General features: G+C 72.6%; 14 protein-coding genes and 2 tRNA genes. 12 read left to right on the top strand and 4 right to left on the bottom strand.

All coding sequences use genetic code 11. The features are described 5' to 3' along the window. Positions 1-11 precede the first annotated feature (11 nt). Positions 12-422: a DUF3052 domain-containing protein gene (locus DNL40_RS06180; protein WP_111250378.1), complete on the bottom strand. Its 411-nt coding sequence runs from the start codon at positions 420-422 to the stop codon at positions 12-14. Positions 423-803: 381 nt separating this feature from the next. On the opposite strand from DNL40_RS06180, the gene aceE reads away from it, so the two are divergent. Beyond that, entirely contained in the window at positions 804-3,551 is a 2,748-nt protein-coding gene (gene aceE, locus DNL40_RS06175) for a pyruvate dehydrogenase (acetyl-transferring), homodimeric type (protein ID WP_111250377.1), read from the top strand. Positions 3,552-3,653: 102 nt separating this feature from the next. On the opposite strand, the gene DNL40_RS06170 is transcribed toward aceE, so the two are convergent. Beyond that, complete coding sequence (locus DNL40_RS06170; RefSeq protein WP_111250376.1) at positions 3,654-4,355, bottom strand: hypothetical protein; 702 nt, start codon at positions 4,353-4,355, stop codon at positions 3,654-3,656. A 148-nt stretch (positions 4,356-4,503) separates the two neighbouring features. Between DNL40_RS06170 and DNL40_RS06165 the strand changes: the two genes are divergently transcribed. From DNL40_RS06165 to DNL40_RS06140, 6 genes are all read left to right on the top strand, one after another. Then, positions 4,504-5,679, top strand: coding sequence for a PucR family transcriptional regulator (locus DNL40_RS06165; RefSeq protein ID WP_111250375.1), 1,176 nt, complete (start codon positions 4,504-4,506; stop codon positions 5,677-5,679). 211 nt (positions 5,680-5,890) lie between these two features. Further along, on the top strand, positions 5,891-6,901 hold the full coding sequence (locus DNL40_RS06160) for an ACP S-malonyltransferase (protein ID WP_111250374.1): 1,011 nt from the start codon (positions 5,891-5,893) through the stop codon (positions 6,899-6,901). A 1-nt stretch (position 6,902) separates the two neighbouring features. Continuing rightward, a complete protein-coding gene (locus tag DNL40_RS06155; protein ID WP_111250373.1) occupies positions 6,903-7,907 on the top strand; it encodes a beta-ketoacyl-ACP synthase III in 1,005 nt (334 codons plus the stop codon). 95 nt (positions 7,908-8,002) lie between these two features. Further along, on the top strand, positions 8,003-8,251 hold the full coding sequence (locus DNL40_RS06150) for an acyl carrier protein (protein ID WP_111250372.1): 249 nt from the start codon (positions 8,003-8,005) through the stop codon (positions 8,249-8,251). Positions 8,252-8,338: 87 nt separating this feature from the next. Beyond that, positions 8,339-9,583: a beta-ketoacyl-[acyl-carrier-protein] synthase family protein gene (locus tag DNL40_RS06145; protein ID WP_111250371.1), complete on the top strand. Its 1,245-nt coding sequence runs from the start codon at positions 8,339-8,341 to the stop codon at positions 9,581-9,583. A 280-nt stretch (positions 9,584-9,863) separates the two neighbouring features. Beyond that, positions 9,864-14,591 (top strand): choice-of-anchor G family protein, encoded by a 4,728-nt coding sequence (locus DNL40_RS06140; protein WP_146252030.1) that lies wholly within the window; start codon positions 9,864-9,866, stop codon positions 14,589-14,591. A gap of 73 nt (positions 14,592-14,664) precedes the next feature. Here DNL40_RS06140 and DNL40_RS06135 read toward each other — a convergent pair whose 3' ends face one another. Both DNL40_RS06135 and def read right to left on the bottom strand, forming a co-directional pair. Continuing rightward, positions 14,665-15,162: a DUF3145 domain-containing protein gene (locus DNL40_RS06135; protein ID WP_111250369.1), complete on the bottom strand. Its 498-nt coding sequence runs from the start codon at positions 15,160-15,162 to the stop codon at positions 14,665-14,667. 196 nt (positions 15,163-15,358) lie between these two features. Continuing rightward, on the bottom strand, positions 15,359-15,844 hold the full coding sequence (def, locus tag DNL40_RS06130; RefSeq protein WP_111250563.1) for a peptide deformylase: 486 nt from the start codon (positions 15,842-15,844) through the stop codon (positions 15,359-15,361). Between the two features lie 317 nt (positions 15,845-16,161). Between def and DNL40_RS06125 the strand changes: the two genes are divergently transcribed. The 5 genes from DNL40_RS06125 (at position 16,162) to DNL40_RS06105 (ending at position 18,739) form a co-directional block, all read left to right on the top strand. After that, positions 16,162-16,235: transfer RNA gene (locus DNL40_RS06125), tRNA-Ile, on the top strand. A gap of 76 nt (positions 16,236-16,311) precedes the next feature. Continuing rightward, positions 16,312-16,824 (top strand): hypothetical protein, encoded by a 513-nt coding sequence (locus DNL40_RS06120; protein ID WP_111250368.1) that lies wholly within the window; start codon positions 16,312-16,314, stop codon positions 16,822-16,824. 86 nt (positions 16,825-16,910) lie between these two features. Beyond that, a tRNA-Asn gene (locus DNL40_RS06115) sits at positions 16,911-16,983 on the top strand. Positions 16,984-17,208: 225 nt separating this feature from the next. Next, positions 17,209-17,769 carry a hypothetical protein gene (locus DNL40_RS06110; RefSeq protein WP_146252029.1) on the top strand — a complete coding sequence of 187 codons (561 nt, stop codon included), beginning with the start codon at positions 17,209-17,211 and terminating at the stop codon, positions 17,767-17,769. Positions 17,770-17,800: 31 nt separating this feature from the next. Then, on the top strand, positions 17,801-18,739 hold the full coding sequence (locus DNL40_RS06105) for a LysR family transcriptional regulator (RefSeq protein ID WP_218926005.1): 939 nt from the start codon (positions 17,801-17,803) through the stop codon (positions 18,737-18,739). Positions 18,740-18,792: the final 53 nt, after the last annotated feature.

The raw sequence follows: 18,792 nt of genomic DNA, 5'->3' as shown, positions 1-18,792 counted from the left end.
CACCCGCGGCGTCAGCGCCCGCGACCGCGGTTGGACAGGCGCGTGGCCGACCAGTCCTCCGCGACGGCGAACGTGGTCATGGCATGCAGGCCGGCCGTCGTGGCCGCCTCCTGGATCTCGTCGTGGCCCACGTGACCCGAGCGACCGGGCTTGCGGGTGAAGAGCCAGACCGCACCGCCGTCGTCGAGCACGGTCAGGGCGTCGACCAGCATGTCGGTGAGGTCGCCGTCCTCGGCGCGCCACCACACGATCACCGCGTCGGTGACGTCGTCGTAGTCCTCGTCGACGAGCTCGCCGCCGACGATCGCCTCGATCGCCTCTCGCAGGCCCTCGTCGGCGTCGTCGTCCCAGCCGAACTCCTGCACCACCTGGCCGGGCGCGAACCCGAGGCGATCCGCCTGGGGATCCGTCTTCTGTCCCACGTGGTCTGTCCGTTCCTTCCGTCGACGAGTGTTCGCCGGTACCTGTCCGGCTGTTGGCCAAGGTAGTGCACACCACACGCCCCCGCCTCGGCAAGACGGCGCGTGGCGCGTCCCGGTCCGAGGCGTCTGCGCTGTTGAGCGTGCAACAGCATGACCTACATCACGCTCTCTTGACCTCGGTGTGGTGCATCCCGGGAGGATGAGGGGACACAATGGGTGGGATCACCACCTGTGCGCGCACGCGGCATGCAGCCACGCATGCAGACCACGGACGGTCTCGCCGACCACCGTCGGCCGGCACCGCTCGCACGGGGACGACGACAGGCGCGGCTCCTCGGTGCTCGACCCACCGGCCGTTCCTGGAATAGAGAGAGGTTGCTGGTGGCTTCGTACGACGAGACCGGACCGCTGATCAACGGTCTGCTCAGCTCGGTCCCCGACATCGACCCCGCCGAGACGGCGGAGTGGGTCGAGTCCTTCGACGGCCTGATCGACGACAAGGGCGGACCTCGCGCCCGCTACGTCATGCTCAACCTGCTGCGTCGCGCCCGTGAGCGCAACGTGCACATCCCGGCGTCCTTCGCGACGCCGTACGTCAACACGATCGGCGTGCACGAGGAGCCCTTCTTCCCGGGCGACGAGTCGCTCGAGCGCAAGTACCGCTCCTGGATCCGCTGGAACGCGGCCGTCATGGTCACCCGTGCCCAGCGCCCGGGTCTGGGTGTCGGCGGCCACATCTCCTCCTACGCCTCCGTGGCCACGCTCACCGAGGTGGGCCTGAACCACTTCTTCCGGGGCAAGGACCACCCGGGTGGCGGTGACCAGGTCTACTTCCAGGGCCACTCCTCCCCCGGCATGTACGCCCGCGCGTTCCTCGAGGGTCGCCTCTCGGCCGACCAGCTCGACGGGTTCCGCCAGGAGAAGTCGCACCCGGGTGGCGGCCTGCCGTCCTACCCGCACCCGCGCCTCATGCAGGACTTCTGGGAGTTCCCGACCGTCTCGATGGGTCTCGGCCCCGCATCGGCGATCTACCAGGCGTGGACCAACAAGTACCTGCACAACCGCGGCATCAAGGACACCAGCCAGCAGGACGTCTGGGCGTTCCTCGGCGACGGCGAGATGGACGAGCCGGAGTCGCGCGGCATGCTGCAGCTCGCGGCGCACCAGGGCCTGGACAACCTGACGTTCGTGGTCAACTGCAACCTGCAGCGCCTCGACGGGCCGGTCCGCGGCAACGGCAAGATCATCCAGGAGCTCGAGGCCCAGTTCAAGGGCGCCGGCTGGAACGTCATCAAGGTGATCTGGGGCCGTGAGTGGGACGCCCTGCTCAACGCGGACAAGGACCGCGCCCTGGTCAACCTGATGAACACCACGCCGGACGGCGACTACCAGACCTACCGTGCCGAGTCGGGCGCGTTCATCCGCGAGCACTTCTTCGGGCGCGACCCGCGCACCAAGGCCCTCGTCGAGAACATGACCGACGAGGACATCTGGAACATGAAGCGCGGTGGCCACGACTACCGCAAGATCTACGCGGCGTACTCGGCGGCGCGCGCCCACACGGGCCAGCCGACGGTGATCCTCGCGCAGACGGTCAAGGGCTACGGCCTGGGCTCCGGCTTCGCGGGCCGCAACGCCACGCACCAGATGAAGAAGCTCAAGGCCGACGAGCTCAAGGCCCTGCGCGACTCGCTGCACATCCCGATCACGGACGAGCAGATCGACGCCGACCCGTACCAGCCGCCGTACTTCCACCCGGGGTCCGACGACGAGGCGATCGCGTACATGCTGGAGCGCCGCCGTCAGCTCGGCGGGTTCGTCCCCGAGCGGCGCGGGAAGTCGAAGGCGCTGAGCCTGCCGGGCGAGAAGTCCTACGAGCTGCTCAAGAAGGGCTCGGGCACGCAGGAGGTCGCCTCGACGATGGCGTTCGTGCGCCTGCTCAAGGACCTCATCAAGGACAAGGAGTTCGGCAAGCGCATCGTGCCGATCATCCCGGACGAGGCGCGCACGTTCGGCCTGGACTCGATCTTCCCGAGCGCGAAGATCTTCAACACCCAGGGCCAGCACTACCTCGCGGTCGACCGCGACCTGATGCTGAGCTACAAGGAGTCCGAGGCCGGGCAGATCATGCACACCGGCATCAACGAGGCCGGTTCCGCGGCGGCGTTCCAGGCGGTGGGCACGGCGTACGCCACGCACGGCGAGCCCATGGTGCCGATCTACATCTTCTACTCGATGTTCGGCTTCCAGCGGACCGGCGACCAGTTCTGGGCTGCCGGCGACCAGATGACGCGCGGCTTCATCATCGGCGCCACCGCGGGCCGCACCACCCTCACGGGTGAGGGCCTGCAGCACGCCGACGGCCACTCGCCGCTGCTGGCGGGCACCAACTCGGCGATCGTCCAGTACGACCCGGCGTTCGGCTACGAGATCCGCCACATCGTGCGCGACGGCATCGAGCGCATGTACGGCGACGGGTCCGACGGTCGCGACCAGGACGTCATGTACTACCTCACGGTGTACAACGAGCCGATGGTCCAGCCGGCCGAGCCGGAGGACGTGGACGTCGAGGGCATCAAGCGTGGCATCCACCGCATCTCCGTGGCCGAGGGCGACGGGCCCCGCGCCCAGCTCCTCGCCTCGGGCGTCGGTGTGCCGTGGGCGCTGGAGGCGCAGCAGCTCCTCAAGGAGGACTGGGGCGTCGTGGCGGACGTGTGGTCGGTGACGAGCTGGAACGAGCTGCGCCGCGACGCGCTGGCCGCGGAGCGCGAGGTCTTCGTCGACCCGTCCGCGCAGGCTCGCACGCCGTTCGTGACCGAGCGCCTGTCGCAGGGCTCCGGCCCGTACATCGCCACGAGCGACTACGACCACCTGGTGCCCGACCAGATCCGCAAGTGGGTCCCGGGCGACTACGAGGTGCTGGGCGCCGACGGGTTCGGGTTCTCCGACACCCGTGCCGCCGCCCGCCGGCACTTCCTCATCGACGGCCCGTCGATGGTGGTCAAGACGCTCCAGGCGCTGGCGCGTCGTGGCGAGGTGTCGGGCGACGTCGTCGCCAAGGCGATCGAGAAGTACCGCCTGCTCGACGTGACCGCCGGCGCCTCCGGCAACGCGGGCGGCGAGAGCTGACCCGGCGACGCTGAGCACGACGACGGCCGGCCATCCTGCGGGATGGCCGGCCGTCGTCGTCTGAGTGCGCCTCGGCCGAGCACCGCGGCGCGGCGGTTCGTCTCAGGAGGTCGCGCCGGCCGCCTCGTGCTCGGCGATGGCACGCTCCAGCTCGGCCTTGACCGCGGCGACCGCTGCGGCGTCCGGGTACATGTCGAGGCTGGCGAGGTGCTGGCGCGCCTCGAACGCGCGGTCTGCCTCGAGGGCGGCGAGGACGAGGTGGCGCCCCACCTCTGGGCTGTGCTCCCGCGCCCGCCAGTGCCCGACGCCGAGGCCGAGCGCCTCGACCGGCATCCCGGCGTCGCGCAGCGTGGCCAGCCCCTCCGCCAGCGCCCGGCCCTCGGGGTCGCGCTCGGCGGCGGTGGTCAGGCGACGCACCGCGCCTTCGGGGTCGGACGCGAGGGAGAGCCGGCCCAGCTCGAGCAGCGGGTACCAGCCACGGGGGTGCCCGGCCAGCTCCTCGGCGAGCGCCCACACGGCCAGGTCGGCGGCGCGCTTGCGCTGCTCTGCCTGGGTCTCCTCGTCCGCGGTGGCGGTCAGCGGGTCCTCCGCCTGCGGCGACTCCGCGGCGCGACGGCGGACGATCTCGGCCAGCGCGTCGAAGGCCTGCATGTCGTTGGGGTCGTCGAGCAGCATGGCGCGCAGCGCGTCCTCGTGGACGGTGTCTCCCCGGCGGCGCGTGGACGACGACGGCCGACGAGCTCCGACGGTGGAGGCGGAGAACGGCCGACGAAGCAGGGCACGGAGCCGGGGCATGAGGGCCATGCCATGACCATAACCACAATCCGGACTCGCAAGCATGGTCGCGACGGGCTGGGGACGTGGGTAGCGCGCCGGGCGCGCCGCGGACGATTTGTGGCTTACCGACAACGGCGCATGGTGCTCGGGGCTCGGGTGCACGTATCCTCGTCCGGTGCCGACCCCCACCTCCACCGACCGTTCCGAGCAGCGCGCCGCCTCCGTGCAGCGGGTCCGGGAGGGCACCGGGTTCCTCACCGCCGCGGCGCTGCGGCGCATCGACGAGGAGCTGGCCTGGTACCGGGACCTGCCGGCGGAGGACCGCTCGTACGTGGGTCTGGTGGCGCAGTCGGGCATCAACTCGTTCGTCTCGTGGTTCTCCGACCCCTCCGCTCCGCCGCACGGCGTGGGCGAGATGTTCGCGGCCGCCCCGCGCGAGCTGACGCAGTCCATCTCGCTGCAGCACGCGCTGCAGCTGGTGCGCCTGGTGGTGGACGTGGTCGAGACCCACTCCGACCAGATCGCCACCCCTGGCTCGGAGCGGGAGCTGCGCGAGGCCGTGCTGCGCTACTCCCGCGAGGTGGCCTTCTCGGCCGCGGAGGTGTACGCCCGGGCGGCGGAGATGCGTGGCGCCTGGGACGCACGTCTGGAGGCGCTGGTCGTGGACGCGCTGGTGCGCGGCGACGGCGACGACGCCGTGCGCTCACGCGTGTCCGCGCTGGGCTGGAGCGGGCGCGGCCAGGCGCTCGTGGTGGTGGGCGCGGCCGACGACGGCCTGGACGAGGTGCACGCCGTCGAGCTGCGCCGCGCCGCCCGCCGTGTGGCCGGCGACGCCCTGGTGGGCATCCACGGCGACCGCGTGGTGCTGGTGCTCGGTGGCGAGGGCGACCTGGTGGGCGCGGTGCGCAGCCTGCTGCCGCGCTTCGGCCCGGGACCCGTCGTCGTGGGCGGCACCGTGCCGTCGGTGGCGGAGGCGTCACGCTCGGCGGCGGCCGCGCTGGCCGGGCTGGCCGCGGCCCCCGCGTGGCCGCAGGCGCCGCGGCCGGTGATGGCCGACGACCTGCTGCCGGAGCGGGTGCTGACCGGCGACGTCACCGCGCGGCGCACGCTGGTGGAGCAGGCGTACCGCCCGCTGCAGGAGGCCACGGGCTCGGTGCTGGAGACGCTCTCGGCCTACCTGGGCACGGGCCGCTCGCTGGAGGCCGCGGCCCGGCGCCTGTACGTGCACCCGAACACGGTGCGCTACCGCCTGCGGAAGGTCTCGGAGATCACCGGGTGGGACCCCCTCGACGCCCGGGAGTCGTTCGTGCTGCAGGTGGCGCTCGCCCTCGGCCAGCTCTCGGAGGGATGAGCCGGAGCGCAGCGGAGGGTGAGGGCCGAGGAACGAGGCACACGCCCGCAGCAGAACGCAGGCTCATCCCGACCACAAGAACCACGGGACGAGCCGGAGCGCACCGCTGGGCGGCGATCGCGCGGTGTTTGAGGATTCCCACAATCGCCTCTCCGGAGCTTGGTACGCGTCGGTACGCCCCCGCCGCCGCTACGTCTGACACCGTGGTCACGTGCTCGCCGTCGTCTGCCCTGGACAGGGCTCTCAGACCCCCGGGATGCTCCAGCCTTGGCTCGAGCTGCCCGGCGCTGGTGCATCGCCCAGCCCCGCCGATCTGCTGGCTGCGTTCTCCGACGCTGCGGGCATCGACCTCGTGGCCCACGGGACGACGTCGGACGCCGACACGATCCGTGACACCGCGGTGGCGCAGCCGCTCATCGTGGCGTCGTCGCTGGTGGCGCTGCGAGCGGTGCTGGACGGCCGTGACGCGGCCGAGGTCGTGGACGTGACCGCGGGTCACTCGGTGGGAGAGCTCGCCGCCGCGGCGGTCGCGGGGGTGCTCGACGACGCCGGTGCGGTGGGTCTGGTGACGCGCCGTGCGCAGGCGATGGCGGAGGCCGCTGCTGCCGAGCCGTCGGGCATGAGCGCCGTGGTGGGTGGCGACGCGGACGAGGTCGCGGCCGCGATCGAGCTGCTGGGCCTGTGGCCGGCGAACGTGAACGCGGCCGGCCAGACGGTGGCGGCGGGCTCGCTGGACAAGCTCGCGCTCCTGGCGGAGAACCCGCCGGCTCGTGCCCGGGTGATCCCGCTGCAGGTGGCGGGCGCGTTCCACACCCCGTACATGGAGCCGGCGCGCAAGGTGTTCGAGCCGGTGGCCCGCGCGTGGAAGGCGGCGGACCCGCGCCTGCCCCTGCTGTCGAACGCCGACGGCGCCCCCTACTCCTCCCTCTCGCTGGGCGAGCACGGGCACGGCACGGCCGTGGACGTCCTGGCGCGTCTGGCCGCTCAGGTGACGGCCCCGGTGCGCTGGGACCGGTGCAGCGACACGCTCGCCGAGATGGGGGTCACCGCGATCATCGAGCTCGCCCCGGGCGGGGTGCTGTCCGGCCTCGCCAAGCGGGCGCTCAAGGGCGTCGAGCTGGTGGCGATCAAGTCGCCCGACGACATCGAGGCCGCGCGCGACCTCGTCGCCCGCCACAGCGCTGTCAACCTCGGCGACGCCGCGCGCCAGAACGGAGCCTGACATGACCGTCCAGCTGAAGCAGGCCGAGCCGGTCGCCTTCTCGCGCATCCTCGGGATCGGTGCGGAGCGCGGCGAGAACGTCGTCACGAACGACGACATCGCCGGGCCGATCGACTCGTCCGACGAGTGGATCCGCCAGCGCACGGGCATCGTGACGCGCCGCCGTGCGGGCGCTGACCGGGACGTGATCGACCTGGCGGAGGCTGCGTCGCTCAAGGCGCTGGCTGCGGCGGGCCTGACCCCGGACCAGATCGACACGGTCATCGTCTCGACGGTCACGTACTTCGCGCAGACCCCGTCCGCCGCGGCGATCCTGGCCGACCGGATCGGCGCGAACCCGGCCGCGTCGTTCGACATCTCGGCGGCGTGCGCGGGCTACTGCTACGCCATCGGCCAGGCCGACGCGCTGGTGCGCTCCGGCACGGCCCGCCACGTGCTGGTGGTGGGCGCCGAGAAGCTGTCCGACTTCATCGACCCGACGGACCGGTCGATCTCGTTCCTGCTGGGCGACGGCGCGGGCGCCGCGGTGGTGGGCCCGTCCGACACCCCGGGCATCGGCCCGACCGTGTGGGGCTCGGACGGCTCGAAGGCCACGACGATCCGCCAGACGCACGCGTGGTCGCAGCTGCGCGAGGACCCGTCGCTGGGCTGGCCGACGCTGCGCCAGGACGGCCCCACGGTGTTCAAGTGGGCCAGCTTCCAGGTGGGCAAGTTCGCCCAGGAGGCCATGGACGCCGCCGGCGTCGGCCCGCAGGACATCGACGTGTTCGTGCCGCACCAGGCCAACATGCGCATCATCGACCAGATGGTGAAGCAGCTGAAGCTGCCGGAGGACGTCGTCGTCGGGCGTGACATCGCCGACACGGGCAACACCTCGGCTGCCTCGGTGCCGCTCGCCATCGAGCGTCTCCTGGCCGAGGGCCAGGCGAAGTCGGGCGACGTCGCGCTCCAGATCGGCTTCGGCGCCGGGCTCGTGTACGCGGCCCAGGTCGTGGTGCTGCCGTAGCCTCCCTCCGGGCACCGGTCGCCACGCGCACCGTGCCCGACCGTCCGTCCCGGTGCCGCCGGCTCCGGACCCCACGAAGAGAAGGAAAGTCACCCATGGCTCACACCGACCAGGAGATCCTCGAGGGCCTCGCCGAGATCGTCGCCGAGGAGACGGGTCTGCCCACCGACGCCGTCGTCCCCGAGAAGTCGTTCACCGACGACCTCGACATCGACTCGCTGTCGATGATGACGATCGTGACCCACGCCGAGGACAAGTTCGGCGTGCGCATCCCCGACGAGGAGGTCAAGAACCTCACGACGGTGGGCGACGCGGTCTCCTACATCGCCGGCGCCCAGGCCTGACCTGAGGCCCTGACGGCGGCGGCCCGGAACCCTGGGCCGCCGCCGTCGACCTTCACCCCACCACCCCGACCCCACAGGGAGCACGCCATGAGCGCAGCACGAGACGTCGTCGTCACCGGCCTCGGCGCCACCACGCCCCTCGGCGGCGACGCCACGACCACGTGGGCGGCCGCCCTGGCCGGCGAGTCGGGCGCGCGGCCGCTCGAGAACGACTGGGCGGAGAAGTACGAGCTGCCCGTCACGTTCGCGGCCACCATCAAGGTGGACCCCTCCGAGGTGCTGTCGCGCCCGGAGATCAAGCGCATGGACCCGTCCACGCAGTACGCGATGGTCGCGACGCGCGAGGCGTGGGCGGACGCCGGTTCCCCGGAGGTGGACGGCGACCGCCTCGGTGCCGTGGTGTCGTCCGGCATCGGCGGCATCTGGACCACGCTGGACGGCTGGGACACCCTTCGTGAGCGCGGTGCGCGCCGCATGCTGCCGATGACGGTGCCGATGCTCATGCCGAACTCCCCTGTCGCGTACGTGGAGCTGGAGATCGGTGCGCGTGCGGGTGCGCACGCCCTGGTGTCTGCCTGCGCGTCAGGTGCGGAGGCCATCGGCTATGCGGTGGAGATGATCCGCAACGGTCGTGCCGACGTCGTCGTCGCCGGCGGCACCGAGGCGACGATCCACCCGATGCCGATCGCGGCCTTCGCCGCCTCGCGCACGCTCTCGCTGCGCAACGACGACCCGCAGGGTGCCTCGCGCCCCTACGACGTGGACCGTGACGGCTTCGTCATCGGCGAGGGTGCGGCGATCCTCGTGCTGGAGTCGGCCGAGCACGCCGCTGCCCGCGGGGCTCGGGTCTACGCGAAGCTCTCCGGCGTGGGCCTCTCGTCGGACGCCTACCACATCACGTCGCCCGACCCGGAGGGTCGCGGTCAGGTCGCGGCCATGCGCCGCTCGCTCGAGGACGCCGGCGTGACGGGCCGTGACGTGGTGCACGTCAACGCGCACGCGACGTCGACCAAGGTGGGCGACCTGACCGAGACGGCGTCGATCCGCACGCTGCTCGGGGGCGAGACCGACCACGTGCTCCTCTCGGCCACCAAGTCGATGACGGGCCACCTCCTCGGTGGGGCGGGTGCGCTCGAGACGCTCTTCACCGTGAAGGCCGTCCACGAGCGCCTGGCGCCCCCGACGATCAACGTGGCGAACCCGGACCCCGAGCTGCAGGTGCCGCTCGTGCGAGACACGCCGGAGAAGCTCCCGGACGGCGACATCGTGGCGATCAACAACTCCTTCGGGTTCGGCGGTCACAACGTGGCACTGACGGTCACGAACGCCTGACGGGGCCCCTGCGGCGCCTCCGAGAGGCCCGGTCGGCAGCACGCCGACCGGGCCTCTCGCAGTCCCCGGGCGACCGATTCGTCACCTCGCCACGCCGATTCGTTACCTGATCGTTATCCGCCGAGCGTCTTGCGTCGTCATAAGGCCGCTCGAGCAAGCCGCCCCCGCACACCCAGGCCGCACCGAGCCGTACTCCGCGACGACGCGGACGACGCCCACCCCGCGGAGCGCGATCACCCGCCGCCTGGCCGCCGCGGCCACCGCCGGGGTGGTCGCCGCGATGTCGGGCCTCGCCGCCGCGCCACCCGCAGCGGCCGAACCGACCGACGCCGGTGAGGCCCTGGGCCAGTTCCTCGGCGGCGACGTGGTGCTCGGCAACATCGACCTCGACGCCATCGCCGCCGTCCAGGGGGCGAACGCGGAGCACCCGTCAGGGGCCGTCCTAGACACGAACCCGCTCTCCGCCGAGGTGCTCAACACGCTCGGCGTCGACCTGACGGGCACCCTGTCCCTGCTGGGCGAGAACGGGATCATCGAGCTGGGCGCCGTCAACCAGTACGCGGCCGCTGGTCCCGCGTCCGCGGGCGCAGCGTCCGGCGCGGTCAACGACTCCGGGGCGATCGAGGTGGGTGGTTCCCCCGACTTCCCGGCCGACGCCACCCTCAGCCTCACCCCGCTGGTGCCCGCAGAGCTCCGAGGCTCGACCGTGTCCCAGCTCGACCTGACCCTCGCAGCCGTCTCCGCCGCCTCGCAGTGGGAGGCAGGAGGCGAGCCCACCGGTGACTACCAGGTCGCGGGTGCGACTCTCGAGCTCACCAGCCCCCTCGTCGGAGGCGTGTACAGCGAGCTCCAGGGTGCCGTCGCCCCCGTCCAGGCCACGCTCGACGCCCTGCAGGCGACGATCACCACGGCGCTGTCCGGCCTCATCGACGTCAACCTCGGCGCGGCCCGGTCCACCGGGTCCGTCGACGTGGCCCTCCCCGACCTCACCACCGTGCTGCCCAGCGGGTTCGTGGGCGACGGCGCCGTGCAGGTGAACCTCCAGACCGGCGAGGTGGTCGTCGACCTCGCCCAGCTCCTCGCCGAGAACCCCGACCTGCCGGACCTCAACGAGCTCCCCGCGAACTACGAGATCCTCAGCGGTGAGGTGATCGCGGCGGTCACCGAGGCGGTGACCGCCACCATCACGTCCGTGGTCGAGGACGTCGCGGCGGGGGTGCGCGAAGCCGTCGAGGCCACGACGGTGTCGGTCGACGTCGCGTTCCAGGCGCTCAGCCTGGGCCTCCCACCGACGTGGCAGGACGTCGTCAGCCTCAGCCTCGACGCCTCCCTCGCAGAGATCGACGCAGGCACGGCCACGGCCAGCGTCGACGTGGTCGGCGGGGCGGCGCTCGTGGACATCCTCCTCGCGGCGCTCGGCCTGGGCTCCGTCGACACGCTGGCGAGCATGCTCGTCAACGCGCTGCTCGCTCCCGTCAGTGCGGTCTTCACCGCCCTCGACGTGCTCGACAGCGCGCTGAACGCCATCACGACACCCCTGGCCACCGGCGTGGTAGGCCCGGTGCTCGAGGTGCTGACCGGCGTCGTCTCGCTCACGGGCAACGTCCAGGAGCAGCCGGGCGACCTGCCGGACCAGGTGCCCAGCGGCGTCGAGTCGTTCACGCAGCGCGCCCTGCAGCTGCGCCTGCTCTCGCTGGGCACCGGCAGCGACCTCGCGACCGTCAACCTGGCCTCGGCGACCGTGCGGCTCGCGGACGCGCCTGCGCTCGACACCGAGCCGTCGACCGTGCCTGCCGGCGGCACCACCACCGTGACCGGGCAGGGCTTCTCCCCCGGCGCCGCGGTGCCGGTGCAGCTCACCGCACCGGACGGTGCCGCCGTCGGCGACCCGGTGACCGTGACGGTCACGGCGGAGGGCACCATCACCACCCCGTTGACGGTCCCGGCCGGCTCCGCACCCGGCGACTACACCGTGGTGGCGACGGACCCGACAGCGGGCGACGTGACCGCTCCCCTCGCCGTCACCGACGCCCCGACCGTGGGCGTCGAGCCCACCACCCTGCCGGCCGGCGGGTCCACGACCGTGACGGGCGACGGCTACACGCCGGGCAGCACGGCCACCGTGACCCTGACCGGCCCGGACGGCGCGGCCGTCGGCGAGCCCGTGGAGGTCTCCGTCGGGCCCGACGGCACGTTCACCGTCGACCTTCCGGTCCCGGCAGACGCCCCGGCCGGGACCTACGAGGTCACGGGTACCGACGCGACGGGTGCGGCAGCCACGACGCCCGTGGCGATCACCGAGGCGAGACTCACGGCGGACCCGTCGGCCGTCGCCCCCGGTGGCACCACCACCGTGACCGGCGACGGGTTCTCCCCGGACACCACGGTGACCGTGCAGATCACCGACCCGGACGGTACACCGGTCGGTGACCCGGTCACCGTGCCCACCGGGCCGGACGGGAGCTTCAGCACCGACGTGCCGCTCCCCGAGGACGCCGCGCCGGGCACCTGGACGGTCGTCGTGGACGACCCGACCGGTGCGACGGCGCAGGTACCGGTCTCCGTCGTCGCTCCGACGATCGAGGCGACCCCCGCCACCGTGCCGGCCTCCGGCACCACGACCGTCGCCGGCACCGGGTTCTCGGCCGGCGGAGACGTCGTCGTGCAGCTCACCGACACCGCCGGCGAGCCGCTCGGCGCCCCGGTGACCGTGACGGCGGCGGCTGACGGCACCGTGACGACGCCGGTCGTGGTCCCGGCGGGTGCTACGCCCGGGCAGCACACGGTGGTCGCGACCGACGTCGAGCTGGGTGTCACCGCCACGACGCCGCTGACCGTGACCGCCGCACCGGAGGTCACCGTCACGCCGGGCACCGCGCCCGCCGGCGGGGACGTCGAGGTCAGCGGGGCCGGGTTCACGCCCGGTACGGCCACCGTCCAGCTCACAGGTCCGGACGGCGAGCCGGTAGGGGCGCCCGTCACCGTAGCGGTCGGGGAGGACGGCACGGTGCCGGCCACGCAGCTCACGGTCCCGGGCGACGCAGCCCCGGGGGCTTACACCGTGCTCGTCACCGACTCGACCGACGCGAGCGGGGACGCGCCGCTCACCGTGTCGGAGGCACCGACCGTGACGGTCGACCCGTCCACCGTGGTGGCCGGCGGCACGGTCGACGTGACAGGCGAGGGCTTCACGCCCGACGGTGACGTCGTCGTGCAGCTCACTGACGCCGCCGGGCAGCCCGTGGGCGAGCCGGTGACCACCACCGCGGACGCCGGAGGCACCATCAGCACCAGCGTCACCGTCCCCGCCGGGGCCGCGCCGGGCGAGCACACCGTCGTCGCCACCGACACGTCGGGCGCCTCCGCTGAGGCCGCGCTCACCGTGACGGTCCCGGCGCTGACCCTCGACCCGGGCACCGTCCCGGCCGGTGGCACCACCACCGCCGAGGGCACCGGCTTCACCCCCGGCGAGAGCGTCACCGTCCAGCTCACCGACCCCGAGGGCAACCCCGTCGGCGAACCCGTCACCGCCATCGCCGGACCCGACGGCTCCTTCACCGCCGACGTGCCCGTCCCCGCAGACGCCGCCCCCGGCGACCACACCGTCATCGCCACCGACAACACCGGCGCCACCAGCGAGGCACCGCTGCAGATCACGGCAGCACCGTCGCTCGTCGTCGACCCTGCGCAGGTCCCCGCCGGGGGCGCCACCACGGTGAACGGCGAGGGATTCACCCCGGGTGAGCCGGTCACCGTACAGCTCACCGACGCCGCCGGACAGCGCGTGGGCGAGCCAGTGACGGTGGTGACCGGAGCAGACGGGACGTTCAGCACCGACCTGTCGGTGCCCGACGACGCCACGCCGGGCCAGCACGCCGTCGAGGCGACCGACCTGACGGGGGCGAGCGCCACCACACCGCTCACCGTCACGGATCCGCCGTCCCTCACCGCCACCCCGCGCCTCCTGCGCGCCGGGTTCGCCACCCTCGCCGCCGGGCTCGGGTTCACGCCCGTGACCGAGATCGAGGTACAGCTGGTGGGCCCGGACGACGAGCCCGTGGGCTCCGCCGTCCCGGTGACCACCGACGAGGACGGCGGGTTCACCGAGACCGTCGTCGTGCCGGACGACGCACCGGGTGGCGCATACACCGTGTCCGCCTACGACCCGGCGGTCGACGTCACTGTGGGCGCGGACCTGCGGGTCGTCGCCCCGGTGGTGAGCATCGAGCCCGACGAGGTGCCCGCCGGTGGCTCCACCACCGTCGAGGGCGAGGGCTTCGCCCCGGACGAGGGTGTGACCGTCGAGGTCATCGGGTCTGACGGCGAGGTCGCCGCCACCGGTTCGGGCACGGCCGACGACGACGGCCGCGTCTCGGTCGACGTCAGCATCCCCGCCGAGACCGCACCGGGCGGCTACACCGTCGTGGTGACCGATGACGCCACCGGCGCCACGTCCGAGGCGGCGGTCACCGTGGTCGCGCGGGTCCTGGCCGCCTGGTTCGACGAGCCTGTGGCCAGCCCCGGTGACGTGCAGGGCTTCCACGCGGGCGGGTTCGAGCCTGGGGAGCTGGTTTCCGCCGTCATCACCTCAGAGCCGCTCACCCTGGCGGAGACCGAAGCAGACGCCGACGGCGTCGCGCACTGGGTGTTCGTCGTACCGGCCGACTTCGAGGCCGGCACGCACACTGGCACCGCGACCAGTGAGACCGTCAATGACTCCGTCCTCGCCACGTTCGACGTCGTCCTCGCGGACGAGGGCGCTGCGCCCGAGGTACCCGGCCTGGGTGGCGAGGCGGGTGGCGGCCCAGGCCTCGGCGGCGGGCCGGGCGGCTTCGGCGTCGGCACCGGCGCTGGCCCGTGGCCCGAGACCGGCGCGGGGGCCGCATCGAGCGGCTGGGGCGTGCTGCCCCGCACGGGGGCCGACGTCTGGGGACTCGCCGCCCTGGCCACCCTCCTCGTGCTGAGCGGTGCGGCGGCGCTGCACGCCACCCGGCGGCGGCTCGGCTGATCTGCCACCACGCACGACGGGGCCCCGCGAGCCGTACGGCTCGCGGGGCCCCGTCGGTCCCAGGAGGTGGCGCTCAGCCCACGCGGTGCAGCCAGCGCACCGGAGCACCTGCACCGGCGTAGCGGAACGGCTCGAGCTCGTCGTCCCACGCCGTGCCGAGCGCGAGGTCGAGGGCGTCACGCACGGCGTTCGGGTCGTGCGCCAGCTCCAGCGCCGCACGCACCCGGTCCTCCGGGACGACGACGTTGCCGTGCACGTCCGTCATGGCGTGGAAGATGCCCAGGTCCGGGGTGTGCGACCAGCGGGCGCCGTCGACGCCGTGGCTCGCCTCCTCCGTCACCTCGTAGCGCAGGTGCTCCCACCCGCGCAGCGCAGAGGCGAGGCGCGCCCCGGTCCCCTGCGGCCCCTGCCACGAGTACTCCGCTCGGTGCAGACCGCGCGCAGCAGGCTGCGGCGTCCAGTCGAGCGAGAGCCGCGTGCCGAGCACGCCACCGGCAGCCCACTCGACGTGCGGGCACAGCGCGCTGGGCGCGGAGTGCACGAAAAGGACACCACGCGTGATGGCGGACATAGTTCCTCCCTGGGTCGAGGTCCGTCTTCCCCTACGTCCTCGATCAGGCCGGATTTAGCAGTCCGTCACTAGTGGTGTGGATTCGTGTCGCTTCGTGATGTCGTTCTGGCGTCATGATGCATGACGCATCTGACATGCGCGAGAGGAAACCGCTCCGACGCAAGGTGAAACGCCGACATCACCCCAGACCGTGACGTCAGAGGCGCTCGCGCAGCTCCCGCATCGCCTTCTTGCGCACGCTGCGCTCCAGGCGGTCCAGGTACAGCTTGCCGTCGAGGTGGTCGCACTCGTGCTGCAGGCAGCGCGCCATCAGCCCCGTGCCCTCGACCACGACCTTCTCCCCCTCCAGGTCGACGCCCTCGACCCGCGCGTACCAGGCGCGCGTCGTGGGATACCAGAGACCCGGGACGGAGAGGCAGCCCTCGTCACCGTCCTGCACCTCCTCCGACAGCTCCACGATGCGCGGGTTCAGCACGTAGCCGATCTCGTCGTCGATGTTCCACGAGAACGCACGCAGGTTGACGCCGATCTGGTTGGCAGCGAGCCCCGCACGCCCCTCGGCGTCGACCGTCTCCACGAGGTCCGCCACGAGGTTGCGGACGCCGTCGTCGATCGTGGTGATCTCGTCGCACACGGTGCGCAGCACGGGATCGGGAATCACGCGGATCTCTCGCATCGCCATGGCCGGCATTCTTTCACGGCGAGCCGCACCACCCCGGTCCGGCCAGGCCCCGCGCGGCGCCTCAGCGCTGTGTCACGTTGAAACCGACCACGACCGCGACCAGGCCCCAGAACGCGAGGCTCGCGCCGAGCGCGACAGCTACTCCCCGCGCCGCACCCGGCCGCTCCGCGGAGGCACGCCGTGCCGCCCGCACACCCATCACCGCTCCACCCAGCACCAGGACGCCCCCTGCGACAAACCACCACACGGGGAGAACGGTGCCACACCGCCCTGGCACGCGTCTTCACCCCCGGCACGCTGGAGTAGGCTCGCCGCGCGCCCCGTTAGCTCAGCTGGTCAGAGCAGGAGACTCATAATCTCTCGGTCGCGGGTTCAAGTCCTGCACGGGGCACGGTTCACGCGGGCGGGGCCGGCGCGGTCGGGTGAGGCACCTCCGCAGGCGCCCCCCACGTCGGTACGGTGATGCCATGTGGTCGCGCCGCCCTCGCCTGCCCGACGACGTCCTGCGCCGTCTCGACCTCTCGCGCGCCGACAAGGTGCTCGCCGCCGCCCCGCTCGGCGCGGGCGGCTGGACGGTGGCGACGACGGCGGAGCTGATCGTCACCGACGCGCAGGACGCCGTCGTCGTGCGCCGGCCGTGGGCCGACGTCGACCGCGCCGCGTACGACCCGCAGCGGGAGGTGGTGACGGTCGAGTGGGTCGACGCGGCCCCGGACCTGCACGTGGCCGCCGTGGACCCCGAGCGCGCCGCCCTCCCGCAGGTGGTGCGCGAGCGCGTCCAGTGGTCGGTGGTGCTCGCAGAGGACGTACCGCTGCCCGGGGACCGGTCGGCGCGCGTGGCCGTGCGGCGCACCGCGGACGGAACCCTGTTCTCGCAGGCGCTGGCCGGGCCGGGGGTGGACCTCGCCGACCCGCAGGTGGCGCTCCTGGTGGACGCGGCCGAGGGGCGTGTCCGCGCTGCTGCGGGCATGCCTCTGTGACGTGCGCCAGGCCAGCGGCGAGGCGTGTGGAGCACCCTTGCCGGCCTGGTATTGTTCTACCCGGCCTCGGGCACGGGGCCGCGCGATCCCGCGTAGCTCAGCTGGCAGAGCATCCGACTGTTAATCGGACGGTCGTAGGTTCAAGTCCTACCGCGGGAGCCGAAAGGCCCGGAATCTCCACGATTTCGGGCCTTCTTGCTTGACAGGACGGCCTCCCCCCGGTTGCCCTCTCGCCCGGCGACTCCTCGGTGACTCCGGGGTCCAGGGTGGGCAACTGGGCGGGACGGTGCTGGCCCACCCCGACCGAGCGACTGCAGGAGGCCCACCGTGCCCTCGGCCACCGACCGCACCCCTGAATCGCCGCACCGATCCTGGGGCAGGGTCGTGTCACGTGTGCTGGGTCCCGCCGTGACCGTGCCGGCGGTGGTGCTGGGCATCGCCGTCTACGCCGCGCCGCCGGGACCCGCTCGATGGGGGTGGGTGGCGGTGACGGTGGGCCTCGTCGCGGGCGCGCCGGTCGCCCTCGTCGTGGCGCTGGCCCGTGCCGGCGTGCTGGAGTCGATCGATGCCCGCCCGCGCCGGCAGCGCCTGTGGACGCTGGCCGCGCTGGTCGCGATCGAGGTCGCTGCGGTGAGCGTGCTCGCCCTGCTCGGCGCACCGCCGCTGCTCTTCGGTCTGGTCGCCTCGTGCGTGGTGGGCGTCGTGGTGATGGCGCTGGTGACCCCGGTGGTGCGCGCCTCGATCCACGTCGCCGCCCTGGCTGTCCCTGCGGGCGCGTTCGTGCACGTCGCGTGGCCGGTCTCCGTGGCGCTGCTCGCGGCAGCCGCGGTCGTCGGCGTGGCCCGCCTCACGGTGCGCGACCACACCCCGCTGGAGGTCACCGTCGGGATGGTGGCCGGAGCCACCACGGGACTCGCGGCCGCCGCGGTGCTCCTGCCCTCCTGACCCTGCCGCCAGCACGGCCCATACTGGCCCGGTGGACGGCCTGGTGACGCTGCAGCAGCTGAAGTACTTCATCGAGGTCGCCGCGAGCGGGTCGATCACCCGCGCGGCGGCAGCGTTGTACGTGGCACAGCCGAGCCTGTCGAAGGCGATGAAGGAGATCGAGGCGAAGGTCGGCCAGGAGCTGTTCACGCGCACGGCGCAGGGCATCAGCCTGACGCCCGACGGCGTGGAGTTCCTGGGCTATGCGCGGCAGGTGGTGCTGCAGGCGGACCTGCTGGAGCAGCGGTACCTGAGCAAGAAGCCGGCACGGCGGCTGTGCTCCATCTCGACGCAGCACTACGCGTTCGCGGTGAACGCGTTCGTGAACATGGTGGAGCGCACGGAGGCGGACGAGTACGAGCTGACGCTCCGGGAGACGCGGACGCACGACATCATCGAGGACGTCGCGACGCTGCGCAGCGAGGTGGGCATCCTCTACCGCAACGAGTTCAACCGGAAGGTGCTGGACAAGCTGTTCCGGGCGCGCGGGCTGGTGTTCCACCCGCTGTTCACGGCCCGGCCGCACGTGTTCGTGTCCCGGACCAACCCGCTGGCCGGCCGGGCGTCGGTGACGCCGGCAGACCTGGTGGCGTACCCGTGCCTGTCGTTCGACCAGGGCGAGCACAACTCGTTCTACTTCGCGGAGGAGATCCTCAGCACGCAGTTCAGCCCGAAGTCGATCCGGGTGAGCGACCGGGCCACGATCTTCAACCTGATGATCGGGCTCAACGGGTACACGATCTCGACCGGCATCCTGAGCACGGACCTCAACGGGGAGAACATCGTCTCGGTGCCGCTGGACGTGGACGACTCCATGGAGGTGGGGTGGATCGCGCACGGCTCGGTGCAGCTGACCGCCCAGGCGCGCATGTACCTGGACGAGCTGGAGCGCGTCATCGCCTCATACGGGCACGGGCCGAAGGCCACATAGCCCCGGGCTATGTGGCTGCATAGTTCTTTGGTCTTACCCTATGGGGGCTCGGC

The organism is Xylanimonas oleitrophica (genome assembly GCF_003244315.1).
Lineage (GTDB): Bacteria > Actinomycetota > Actinomycetes > Actinomycetales > Cellulomonadaceae > Xylanimonas_A > Xylanimonas_A oleitrophica.
The sequence above is the reverse complement of the archived record's forward strand: the minus strand, read 5'-3'. Positions and strand labels throughout refer to the sequence as shown.